Source organism: Streptomyces sp. NPDC049577 (genome assembly GCF_040675635.1).
In the GTDB taxonomy this organism is placed as follows: Bacteria; Actinomycetota; Actinomycetes; order Streptomycetales; family Streptomycetaceae; genus Streptomyces.
In genome coordinates, this window is the sequence record NZ_JBFAPH010000213.1 from 1 (window position 1) to 11237 (window position 11237).

The 11237-nt window shown below is 71.8% G+C and carries 7 protein-coding genes, 2 tRNA genes and 4 pseudogenes; 12 read left to right on the top strand and 1 reads right to left on the bottom strand.

The features are described 5' to 3' along the window. A pseudogene (locus tag AB0K09_RS22300) lies at window positions 1-98 on the bottom strand (3-oxoacyl-ACP reductase); the annotation flags it as partial. Here AB0K09_RS22300 and AB0K09_RS22305 point away from each other — a divergent pair. The 12 genes and pseudogenes from AB0K09_RS22305 to AB0K09_RS22360 form a co-directional block, all read left to right on the top strand. Next, window positions 98-169 (top strand): annotated as a pseudogene (locus AB0K09_RS22305) (nicotinic acid mononucleotide adenylyltransferase); the annotation flags it as partial. The pseudogenes AB0K09_RS22300 and AB0K09_RS22305 overlap by 1 nt on opposite strands. Before the next feature lie 48 nt (window positions 170-217). After that, window positions 218-1819 (top strand): annotated as a pseudogene (locus AB0K09_RS22310) (LCP family protein); the annotation flags it as partial. Window positions 1820-1921: 102 nt separating this feature from the next. Continuing rightward, window positions 1922-2362 (top strand): ribosome silencing factor, encoded by a 441-nt coding sequence (gene rsfS, locus AB0K09_RS22315; protein ID WP_366067128.1) that lies wholly within the window; start codon window positions 1922-1924, stop codon window positions 2360-2362. After that, on the top strand, window positions 2359-3012 hold the full coding sequence (locus AB0K09_RS22320; protein ID WP_366067134.1) for a histidine phosphatase family protein: 654 nt from the start codon (window positions 2359-2361) through the stop codon (window positions 3010-3012). The genes rsfS and AB0K09_RS22320 overlap by 4 nt, the downstream gene beginning before the upstream one ends. 113 nt (window positions 3013-3125) lie before the next feature. Continuing rightward, window positions 3126-3198 (top strand) — tRNA-Ala (locus AB0K09_RS22325). 124 nt (window positions 3199-3322) lie between these two features. Then, entirely contained in the window at window positions 3323-3556 is a 234-nt protein-coding gene (locus AB0K09_RS22330; protein ID WP_366067129.1) for a hypothetical protein, read from the top strand. Window positions 3557-3671: 115 nt separating this feature from the next. After that, a tRNA-Ala gene (locus AB0K09_RS22335) sits at window positions 3672-3744 on the top strand. A 203-nt stretch (window positions 3745-3947) separates the two neighbouring features. Then, window positions 3948-5912, top strand: a complete 1965-nt coding sequence (locus AB0K09_RS22340) for a S53 family peptidase (RefSeq protein ID WP_366067130.1) — start codon at window positions 3948-3950, stop codon at window positions 5910-5912. A gap of 227 nt (window positions 5913-6139) precedes the next feature. Then, window positions 6140-9019 carry a leucine--tRNA ligase gene (gene leuS, locus AB0K09_RS22345; protein ID WP_366067131.1) on the top strand — a complete coding sequence of 960 codons (2880 nt, stop codon included), beginning with the start codon at window positions 6140-6142 and terminating at the stop codon, window positions 9017-9019. A 119-nt stretch (window positions 9020-9138) separates the two neighbouring features. Continuing rightward, a complete protein-coding gene (locus tag AB0K09_RS22350) occupies window positions 9139-9864 on the top strand; it encodes a hypothetical protein (protein ID WP_366067132.1) in 726 nt (241 codons plus the stop codon). A gap of 79 nt (window positions 9865-9943) precedes the next feature. Further along, a complete protein-coding gene (locus AB0K09_RS22355) occupies window positions 9944-10789 on the top strand; it encodes a DegV family protein (protein WP_366067133.1) in 846 nt (281 codons plus the stop codon). A 127-nt stretch (window positions 10790-10916) separates the two neighbouring features. Next, window positions 10917-11237 (top strand): annotated as a pseudogene (locus tag AB0K09_RS22360) (DNA-binding protein); the annotation flags it as partial.

Here is an 11237-nt window from a genome sequence, read left to right on the forward strand (position 1 = left end):
TTGGTCTCGAAGACCTTGCGAGCGACGCCGAGGTCGACCTCGGCGAGCGGGCCGAACACCGGGTTGGTGCCGGCGTTGTTGACCAGGTGGTCCAGCTGTCTGGTACCTGGTGCCCGACGGTGTGGTGCGCTACATCGACAAGCGCAGGCTGTACCGTCACGACGGCTGAGCCCGCCGATTCCGGCTCGATGGCACCGATGGGCACCGAGGGGCACTGGTGAACGACCGACTGGACCCGTACGCGCACGACCCGTACGCACAGCAACCGCAGGTGTACGGCTACGACGCCTACGGCCGCCCGGTGTACCGGCCGGACGCTCCCGAGCTGGCCTACGACGCGTACGGCCGGCCCCTCCAGCAGGCCCAGCCGCAGCAGTACGAGCAGCAGTACGAGCAGTACGACGCCTACGGTCAGCAGCCGCACCACCAGCAGCAGCCGCACCAGCAGACGCAGCAGCAGACGCAGCAGGAGTGGATCCCCCGCCAGGCCGGCCCGCCGGTCCCCGAGGAGCCGGCACAGGCGCAGATCCCCGAACCGCGCACGGCACCGGAGCGGACGGACCGGGAGCCCGCCCCGGAGGCGTACCGCACCGAGCAGTTCTCGTTCATCGAGGAGCCGGACGAGGACTCCGAGGACGTCATCGACTGGCTCAAGTTCAGCGAGAGCCGCACCGAGCGCCGCGACGAGCGCAAGCGCAAGGGCCGCAACCGCGTCGTGGCCCTCGCCGTGGTGCTGGTGCTCGCGCTGGGCGGCGGCATCGGCTGGTTCCTGCTGTCCGGCTCGGACGGCAAGAAGGCGCCGAGCGCGGCCGGCGGCGCGCAGAAGCGTGACGTGATCGTCGTGCACCTGCGCGAGACCAAGGGCGGCGGCAGCTCCACGGCCCTGCTGGTCGACAACGAGACCACGAAGAAGGGCACCACCGTCCTGCTGCCGAACTCGCTCGCCGTCGCCGGCGAGGGCGGCACCGCCACGACGCTCGGCAAGTCCGTCCAGGAGGCCGGCACCGGGGCGACCCGGGACTCCCTCAACACCCTGCTCGGCGCCGACATCAAGGGCAGCTGGCGGCTGGACACCCCGTACCTGGAGAACCTGGTCCAGCTCGTCGGCGGCATCACCGTCGACGCCGACACCACCGTCCCCGGGGCCGGCTCCGGCGACCGCCCGCAGATCACCGCGGGCAGGGACCGCACCCTCAGCGGGCAGACGGCCGTGGCCTACGCCACGTACCACGCGCCCGGCGAGGACCAGGCCAAGCAGCTGAATCGCTTCGGGCAGGTCATGCAGGGCGTGCTGCGCAAGCTCTCCAGCGACCCGGGCGCGGCCACCACGACCGTGGAGTCCCTCGCCCAGATCCCGGACCCTTCGCTCTCCGTCCAGCAGCTCGGCGCCTCCCTGGCCCAGCTCGCCGCGCGCGCCAAGGAGGGCTCCTACGACACCGACGTGCTGCCCGTGCAGCCGGACGGGACGCTCGCCCAGGCCACGGCCGACGGCGTCGTGAAGAAGGTCCTCGGCGGCACGGTGAGGAACACCGACAAGAACGCCCCGCCCCGGGTGAGCGTGAAGAACGCCACAGGCGGCGCCGGCGCGGCCGGATCCGCGCAGATCACGCTGGTCAACGGCGGCTACACCTACCTCGACGGCGGCAAGGCGGCGAGCGCCGAGGCGGCGTCCTCGGTGACCTACGCCGACGACGCCCGGGCGGCGGACGCCCGGGAGGTCGCCAAGACGCTGGGACTGCCGGCCGCAGCGGTGCGGAAGGGGCCGGGCGCGGGCAACGCCGATGTGACGGTCGTCCTCGGCAAGGACTACAAGGGCTGAGCCGGGGGCCGGGCCCCGGTGCCGCGAAAAGGCCGGCGGTGCTGTCGGCGGGTCGTGAGACCCTTGAGGGCGTACTGACCCTCTTGACCGAAAGCATGGCTTGTGACCGCCGAGGACCGCTCCATCGAGCTCATCCGCGCCGCCGCCCAGGCGGCCGCCGACAAGCTCGCGCACGACATCATCGCCTACGACGTCAGCGACGTGCTGTCGATCACCGACGCCTTCCTGCTGGCCTCCGCCCCCAACGACCGCCAGGTCAAGTCGATCGTCGACGAGATCGAGGAGCGGCTGCTGAAGGAGCTGGGCGCCAAGCCGGTGCGCCGCGAGGGCGACCGCGACGCCCGCTGGGTGCTGCTGGACTACGTCGACATCGTGGTGCACGTGCAGCACAGCGAGGAGCGGGTCTTCTACGCGCTGGAGCGGCTGTGGAAGGACTGCCCGGAGATCGAGCTGCCGGCCGACGCCGTGGCCACCCGGGGCAAGGGCGCCGAGTACGCCCGCGGCCAGGAGGAGGCCTCGGACCTCGACGGGGGGCTGAGCTGAACGGCAGCGGGGGCGGCAGGGGCCGCCGCATCGTCCTGTGGCGCCACGGCCAGACCGCGTGGAACGTGGAGCGCCGCTTCCAGGGCTCGACCGACATCGAGCTGACCGGCACCGGCGTCGCCCAGGCGCGCCGTGCCGCCCGGCTGCTGGCCGCGCTGCGGCCGGACGCGATCATCGCCTCCGACCTCAGCCGGGCCCGGGCCACGGCCGCCGAGCTGGCCGCCGTCACGGGCCTGGAGGTCGCCAGCGACGCCGCGTTGCGCGAGACGTACGCCGGGGTGTGGCAGGGCCTCACGCACGAGGAGATCATCGAGCGCCACGGCGAGCAGTACGCGGCGTGGAAGCGCGGCGAGCCCGTGCGGCGCGGTGGCGGCGAGCTGGAGACCGAGGTCGCCGAGCGGGCCGCCCCGGTCGTGCTGTCGCACGCCGAGAAGCTGCCGGACGGCGGCACGCTGGTCGTCGTCAGCCACGGCGGCACGATCCGCACCACCATCGGCCGGCTGCTGGGTCTGGAGCCCCGCTCCTGGGAGGCCCTGGGCGGCCTGACCAACTGCTGCTGGTCGGTCCTGGGCGAGGGCGCGCGGGGCTGGCGGCTGCTGGAGCACAACGCCGGGACCCTGCCCGAGCCGGTGCTCGGCGACGACGACTGAGGCCGGGCGGCCGCCCCGGTGGGGCCCGATTTCACATCCGGGCAGGTCGCAGGCTAAAGTTCTTCTTGTTCGCGGGGAACACCGGGGAAAGCCCGGGGGGAGCCGAGAACAGCGGGGCTATAGCTCAGTTGGTAGAGCGCCTGCATGGCATGCAGGAGGTCAGGAGTTCAATTCTCCTTAGCTCCACAACCCGGATGATCCCGTCTCCCTGATCAAGGGAGGCGGGATTGTTGCTGTCCCCATACCCTCCCGTGGCAGAATCGGACGCCCGGGAACGGACGGGGCCGAAGGGGAGGGAACAGGCTGACCCATGGGTGCTCACAGCCGGAAGTGTGACTGGTGCGGCAGCGGAACGCCGATCGTCCGCGACATGGAGCCGCTCAACTCCGCCTACCAGTACTGGTGCGTCGAGTGCGCGCGGGCGCTGATCATAAAAGGCGACCCCATCGAGGTCTACCGCGAGCTCGAGGGCGAGCCGATCTACGGCCGGCTCCTCGACGAACACTGCACGCTCAAGCGCTTCTACTCCTTCGCCACCGCCTGAAATCGGTCAAACCGGGGCGAGGTCGGCCCGGCAGGGAATCGATTTGGCAGGAGGGGGGGATGACCGTGTAATGTTCTGGGTGTCGCCGGGGGAACCGGGCGGAAAAACAAAACAAGGGGCTATAGCTCAGTTGGTAGAGCGCCTGCATGGCATGCAGGAGGTCAGGAGTTCAATTCTCCTTAGCTCCACAGTGAATGAGCGGGTCGTCCGGACGGACGGCCCGCTCACTGCTTTCCCCCACGTGTGGCCCGCGCGCCCAACTCGCCCCGGAGGCAAGAGGTTTCGGCCGCGCCGGCCCCGGGCATCTTTGATCTCTTCTTGACGAACACATGCCCCATGGATGAACGGTTCGTCGACAGAGTGACGTGACCGTTCACTCACAGGGGGTTCCATGAGATCAAGCCGCTCCAGAGCGCGCGCCGGACTGTCCTTGGCGGCGGCGCTGCCGCTCGTGGTGGGGGCGCTCGCGCTCGGTGTGCCGTCCGCCCAGGCCGACTCCGGACCGCAGGACCGGCAGTCGCTGGCGGGCACCAAGCCGCAGTGGGCGACCGCGAGCGCGGACCAGGGCGCCACCGCCGCGTCCAAGACCGTCACCGCCCGGGTCTACCTGGCCGGCCGCGACGCCAAGGGCCTCGCCGACTACGCCCGGGCCGTCTCCGACCCGAAGTCGGCCTCGTACGGCAAGTACCTCACCGCCAAGCAGGCGAAGGAACGTTTCGGCGCGACCAGGGCCCAGATAGCCGAGGTCACCAAGTGGCTGAAGTCCTCCGGCCTCAAGGTGACCTCCGCGAACGACCACTACCTCACCGTCACCGGTGACGCGGCGGCGGCCGAGAAGGCGTTCGGCACCGAGCTGCACTACTACGTCAAGGACGGCAAGACCTACCAGGCGCCGGCGAAGACTGCCTCCGTGCCGGCCTCCCTGCACGGCGCCGTCCTCACCGTCGTGGGCCTGAACAACGCGCCCCGCCTGGCGCACCACGACGAGGCGCTCCCCGGCCCGAGCGCGGCCTTCCGCAACTCCGGCCCGTTCTCCTCGTACTACGGCTCGAACGTCAACAAGAGCCTGCCCTCGGCCTACGGCTCCCACGCGCCGTACGCGATCAAGGGCTACACCGGCAAGCAGCTGCGCGCCGCGTACGGGGCGAAGGACTTCACCGGCAAGGGCGTCACCGTCGCGATCACCGACGCCTACGCCTCGCCGACCATCGCCAAGGACATCGCGGAGTACGCCAAGCGCAACGGCGACAAGGCGTACCGCAAGGGCCAGTTCTCCCAGGTGCTGCCCGCCGACTACACGCACACCAAGCCCGACGAGTGCGACGCGGCCGGCTGGTACGGCGAGGAGACCCTCGACATCGAGGCCGTCCACGCCGTCGCCCCGGACTCCGACATCGTCTACGTCGGCGGTTCGTCCTGCCAGGACGACGACCTGATCGACTCCCTGCACAAGATCGTCGACGGCCGGCTCGCCGACATCGTCTCCAACTCCTGGGGCGACATCGAGAGCAACGAGACCCCGGACGTGGCCGCGGCCTACGACCAGATCTTCCAGCAGGGCGCGGTCGAGGGCATCGGCTTCTACTTCTCCTCCGGCGACGACGGCGACAACACCGTCAAGCACGGCGTGAAGCAGGTCGACACCCCCTCGAACTCCCCGTGGGTCACCTCCGTCGGCGGCACCTCGCTCGCCGTCGGCAAGGGCGACAAGTACCTGTGGGAGACCGGCTGGGGCACCCACAAGGCGCCGCTGTCGAAGGACGGCCAGAGCTGGGACGGCTTCCCCGGCACCTTCACCGGTGGCGCGGGCGGCGGCACGAGCAAGCTGTTCGAGCAGCCCTTCTACCAGCGCGGCGTCGTTCCCGACGCGCTCGCCAAGGCGAACGGTGGCACCAAGCCGATGCGCGTCGAGCCGGACATCTCGGCCGTCGCCGACTCCAGCACCGGCTTCCTGGTCGGCCAGACCCAGACCTTCCCCGACGGCAGCACGGCCTACAGCGAGTACCGCATCGGCGGCACCTCGCTCGCCGCTCCGGTGATCGCGGGCGTCCAGGCCCTGGCGCAGCAGGCGCGGCACGGCGTGCCGATCGGTTTCGCCAACCCGGGCATCTACGACCGCTACGGCACGGCCGCGTACCACGACGTCACCGACCACCCGCTGGGCAAGGGCCAGGGCCTGGCCGTCGTCCGGGTGGACTACGCCAACGGCGTCGACGCCAAGGGCGGTCTGCTGACCTCCCTGCGCAGCCTGGGCGGCGACACCTCGCTGTCCGCGACCGTGGGCTACGACAACGTCACGGGCGTCGGCTCCCCGGCGAACGACTACGTGACCTCGTACGTCCCCAAGAAGCACTGATCACCCCCTGGGGCCCGCACCTCTCCTTCGGTGCGGGCCCCAGGCCTGCTGGGGTAACCTGGCCCCATGCGTGCCGTACGCCTTCTGCTTAGCGAGCCGCGTTGATCATCACCGGCAGGTGAAGACACGACGCGGCATCCCCTCCTGTGCGAGGGGTTTTTTCATTTGCGGCCGGCAGCGCCGCGGGCAGACGGCAGAGACGACGAATCGATGGAGCTTAGAGGACGATGAGCGAGACCCAAGCCGCCGAGGTGGCAGCCCCGCACCGCTACACGGCCGCGCTGGCCGCCGACATCGAGGCACGCTGGCAGGACTTCTGGGACGCCGACGGGACGTACGCGGCGCCCAACCCCGACGGCGACCTGGCCGGTGACCCCGAGGTCGTCGCCCGGCCCAAGAAGTTCATCATGGACATGTTCCCGTACCCCTCGGGTGCGGGCCTGCACGTCGGCCACCCGCTGGGCTACATCGCGACCGACGTCTACGCGCGCTACCACCGCATGACCGGCCACAACGTCCTGCACACCCTCGGTTTCGACGCCTTCGGCCTGCCCGCCGAGCAGTACGCCGTGCAGACCGGCACCCACCCCCGGGTGTCCACCGAGGCCAACATGGAGAACATGAAGGCGCAGCTGCGCCGGCTGGGCCTGGGCCACGACAAGCGCCGGTCGTTCGCCACGATCGACCCGGACTACTACAAGTGGACCCAGTGGATCTTCCTCCAGATCTTCAACTCCTGGTACGACCCGGAGGCGAGGAAGGCCCGCCCGATCGCCGAGCTGGTCGCCCGGTTCGAGAGCGGTGAGCGCGAGGTGCCCGGCGGCCGGGAGTGGGCCGCGCTGAGCCCCGCCGAGCGCGCCGACGTGCTGGGCGAGTACCGCCTGGCCTACGCCTCCGACGCGCCCGTCAACTGGTGCCCCGGCCTGGGCACCGTCCTGGCCAACGAGGAGGTCACCGCCGACGGCCGGTCCGAGCGCGGCAACTTCCCCGTCTTCAAGTCCAAGCTGCGCCAGTGGAACATGCGCATCACCGCCTACGCGGACCGCCTGCTGGAGGACCTGGACGCGCTGGACTGGCCCGAGGCCATCAAGCTGCAGCAGCGCAACTGGATCGGCCGCAGCGAGGGCGCCCGCGTCGACTTCGTCATCGACGGCCACCCGGACGCCCGGGCGACCGTCTTCACCACCCGCCAGGACACCCTGTTCGGCGCCACCTACCTGGTGCTGGCGCCCGAGCACCCGCTGGTCGTCACCGAGGACCACGGCATCGTCCCCGCCGCCTGGCCCGAGGGCACCCACGAGGACTGGACCGGCGGTCACTCCACCCCGGCCGAGGCCGTCGCCGCGTACCGCAAGGAGGCCGCCGCCAAGTCCGACGTCGAGCGGCAGGCCGACGCCAAGGAGAAGACCGGCGTCTTCACCGGCGCGTACGCGATCAACCCGGTCAGCGGCGCGCGGATCCCCGTCTTCGTCGCCGACTACGTCCTGATGGGCTACGGCACCGGCGCCATCATGGCCGTCCCCGCCCACGACAGCCGCGACTTCGCCTTCGCCCGCGCCTTCGACCTGCCGATGCGCTGCGTCGTCCGGCCCTCGGACGACCGCGGCACCGACCCGGCGGAGTGGGCCGACTCCTTCGACTCGTACGACGCCGAGATCATCAACTCGGCCGGCGAGGGCGTCTCGCTGGACGGGCTGCGCGTCCCCGAGGCCAAGGCCCGCATGGCCGAGTGGCTGGCCGAGCGCGGCATCGGCGAGGCGACCGTCAACTTCCGCCTGCGCGACTGGCTGTTCAGCCGCCAGCGCTACTGGGGCGAGCCCTTCCCGATCGTCTACGACGAGGACGGCGTCGCCCACGCGCTGCCCGAGTCGATGCTGCCGCTGGAGCTGCCCGAGGTCGAGGACTACGCCCCGCGCACCTTCGACCCGGACGACGCCGACACCGAGCCCGAGACCCCGCTCTCCCGCAACGAGGACTGGGTCAACGTCGAGCTCGACCTGGGCGACGGCCCCAAGCGCTACCGCCGCGAGACCAACACCATGCCCAACTGGGCCGGTTCCTGCTGGTACGAGCTGCGCTACCTGGACCCGCACAACAGCGAGCGGCTGGTCTCCCCGGAGGCCGAGCGCTACTGGATGGGCCCGCGCGAGGGCATGCCGCACGGCGGCGTCGACCTGTACGTCGGCGGCGCCGAGCACGCCGTGCTGCACCTGCTGTACGCCCGTTTCTGGTCGAAGGTCCTCTTCGACCTGGGCCACGTCTCCTCCGCCGAGCCGTTCCACAAGCTCTACAACCAGGGCATGATCCAGGCGTACGTCTACCGTGACGCCCGCGGCATCGCGGTGCCCGCCGCCGGGATCGAGGAGCGCGAGGGCGCGTACTACTACCAGGGCGAGAAGGTCTCCCGCCTGCTCGGCAAGATGGGCAAGTCCCTGAAGAACGCCGTCACGCCGGACGAGATCTGCGCGGAGTACGGCGCCGACACCCTGCGCCTGTACGAGATGGCGATGGGCCCGCTGGACGTCTCCCGGCCGTGGGACACCCGCGCCGTCGTCGGCCAGTACCGCCTGCTCCAGCGCCTGTGGCGCAACGTGGTCGACGAGGCCACCGGCGAGGTCACCGTCGTCGACGCCGAGCCCGACGAGGCCACCCTGCGCGCCCTGCACAAGGCGATCGACGGCGTCGGCCAGGACCTGGCGAACCTGCGGTTCAACACCGCCATCGCCAAGGTGACCGAGCTGAACAACCTGGTCACCAAGCTGCGCGAGGTGCCGCGCGTGGTGGCCGAGGACCTGGTGCTGCTGGTCGCCCCGCTGGCCCCGCACATCGCCGAGGAGCTGTGGCGCAAGCTGGGCCACACCGGCTCGGTCGTCCACGCCTCCTTCCCGGTCGCCGACCCGGCGTACCTGGTGGACGAGTCCGTGACCTGCGTCGTGCAGATCAAGGGCAAGGTCAAGGCGCGCCTGGAGGTGGCGCCGTCCATCTCCGACGAGGAGCTGGAGAAGCTCGCCCTGGGCGACGCCGCGGTCGTCGCCGCGCTCGGCGGCGCCGGCATCCGCAAGGTCGTCGTGCGGGCGCCGAAGCTGGTGAACATCGTCCCGGCGTAACGCCGCACAGGGGTTTCCCCTACGGGCAGGTTGGGGGTTCTTCCGGAACCCCCGGCCTGCCCCTTGCGTTTACGGTGGAGAGGTACGGCCCCGTCAGCCGCCGACCCGAGGAGCCCCCCATGGAAGCCGCCGCCGCGATCTTCGCCGTGATCAGCGCGCTCGTCCTGGTGTTCCTGGTGATCGCCACGGTCAAGGCCGTACGGGCCGTCAAGCGCGGCGTGGACCGCACGGTCGACCAGGCGCGCCGCACCGTCGAGGACACCCGGCTCAAGGCCCGCCAGTACACCCAGACGGGGGTCGCCGGAGAGGTGGCCCAGCTGCGCGTCGGCCTGCGCACCTCGATGCGGGCCACCCAGGACGCCCTGCGGGCGGGTGTGGCCGAGGATCCCACGCTGTCGGAGTCCCTGTCCCTCTTCGAACGCCTGAGCGCACACGGCCGTGAGCTGGACGAGGACCTGCGCCGCCTGGAGACCGAGCCCGACCGCGCCCGGGTGGCCGAGTGCCTGCCGGAGCTGCGCGAGCGCACCGAGCGCATCAGGCACTCGGCGGACTCGCTGCGCTGGGCCGCCCGGGACCGGGCGCGGCGGTTCGCGGACGACGACCTGGCGGCCCTGAACGACCAGATCGAGATGGAGGCGGGCGCGCTGCGGCACTGGACGACGGCGGCGGAGGCGCGGTCGGCGGCGGCTCCGGAGGCTCCGGAGGCGGCCGGGCGGTCCGAACAGTCCGAGCAGTCCGCGCCGGGCGGGGCCGGGCGCGAGCGGGCCGCCGTCGAGGGCCGCGCGGACTGGACGCGGCGGGAATTCCCCTGGCAGAAGGCCCGGAAGCCCCAGCAGACGGGCTGATCTCCGGAACCGACCGGTAATGATCACCGGCGCGGGCCCGCACTGCCGTGGAGGCGACCCGGCGGGTACCCTCCGGGACATGTCCCCCCACGTCGCGATCGTCACCGATTCCACGGCCTACCTGCCGCAGCAGGAGATGGAGCGGCACGGCATCACGGCCGTACCGCTGACGGTCGTCCTCGGTGACGCGGCGCTGGAGGAGGGCACGGAGATCTCGGCCCGGTCGGTGGCCCAGGCCCTGCAGAAACGCCGTCCGGTGACCACCTCCCGGCCCGCCCCCGAGGTCTTCGCCGCCGCCTACCGCGCCGCCGCGGAGGCCGGGGCGAGCGGCATCGTCTCCCTGCACCTCTCGGCCGAGATCTCCGGCACCTACGACGCCGCGGTGCTCGCGGCGCGGGAGGCGCCGGTGCCGGTGCGGGTCGTCGACACCGGCATGGTCGCCATGGCCCTCGGCTTCTGCGCCCTGGCCGCCGCGGAGACCGCGCGATCGGGCGGCACCCTCGACGAGGCGGTGGCCGCCGCCGAGAAGCGCGCCCAGGGCACCGCCGCCTACTTCTACGTGGACACCCTCGACTATCTGCGCCGCGGCGGCCGCATCGGCACGGCGCGGGCCCTGCTGGGCTCGGCCCTCGCCGTCAAACCCCTGCTGCAACTGGAGAACGGCCGCATCGAGCTCCGCGAGAAGGTCCGCACGGCATCCCGCGCCATCGCCCGCCTGGAGGAGATCGCCGTCGACCGGGCCGGCACCGCCGGCGTCGACATCGCCGTCCACCACCTCGCCTCCCCGGACCGCGCGGCCCTGCTCGCGGACCGCCTGCGGGAGCGCGTCCCGGGCCTGGGGGAGCTGCTGCTGAGCGAGGTGGGGGCGGTCATCGGCGCGCACACGGGGCCGGGGCTCGTGGGCGTGGTGGTCTCCGCGCGCTGAATCGCTCCTTCGGGATCGCTCCTTCGGAACCGCTCCTTCGGGTGGCGGGGTTATCCACAACCATCCGGTTCTCCACGGGAATTGAGCAAGATCAGCGGGGTTTCGCGGCCGGTCCTACGGTCTCCGCATGACCACTCATCTGCACAACCCGCCCCGCCCGCAGGGTTCTTGGCGCACCGCGCTGGGGGACCGGCTGCCGGTGTGGCTGCGGGTCCGGTGCGGCATCGAACCGAGGACGCTGGCCGCGCTGGCGGTCGTCCTGGTGGCGGCCGTCGCCGTCGCCGGGTACCAGTTCTGGACGGCCGGTCCCCGGACGGTCCGCGCGCCGGCCCGGGAGGCGGTTCGCGGGGCGGTCCCGGAGGCGGCCCACGAGGCGGTCCGCGAGGCGCCGGTGGCGGCGGTGCCCCCGGGCGCGGCGGGGCCCACGCCGGGCCGCCCGCTGGTCGTG

Bases quoted from the DNA above. Each gene is read 5' to 3' on its own strand.
- AB0K09_RS22330 (WP_366067129.1), top strand. From the start codon at position 3,323: ATGGGTGCTCACAGCCGGAAGTGTGACTGGTGCGGCAGCGGAACGCCG.
- AB0K09_RS22340 (WP_366067130.1), top strand. From the start codon at position 3,948: ATGAGATCAAGCCGCTCCAGAGCGCGCGCCGGACTGTCCTTGGCGGCG.
- leuS (WP_366067131.1), top strand. From the start codon at position 6,140: ATGAGCGAGACCCAAGCCGCCGAGGTGGCAGCCCCGCACCGCTACACG.
- AB0K09_RS22350 (WP_366067132.1), top strand. From the start codon at position 9,139: ATGGAAGCCGCCGCCGCGATCTTCGCCGTGATCAGCGCGCTCGTCCTG.
- AB0K09_RS22355 (WP_366067133.1), top strand. From the start codon at position 9,944: ATGTCCCCCCACGTCGCGATCGTCACCGATTCCACGGCCTACCTGCCG.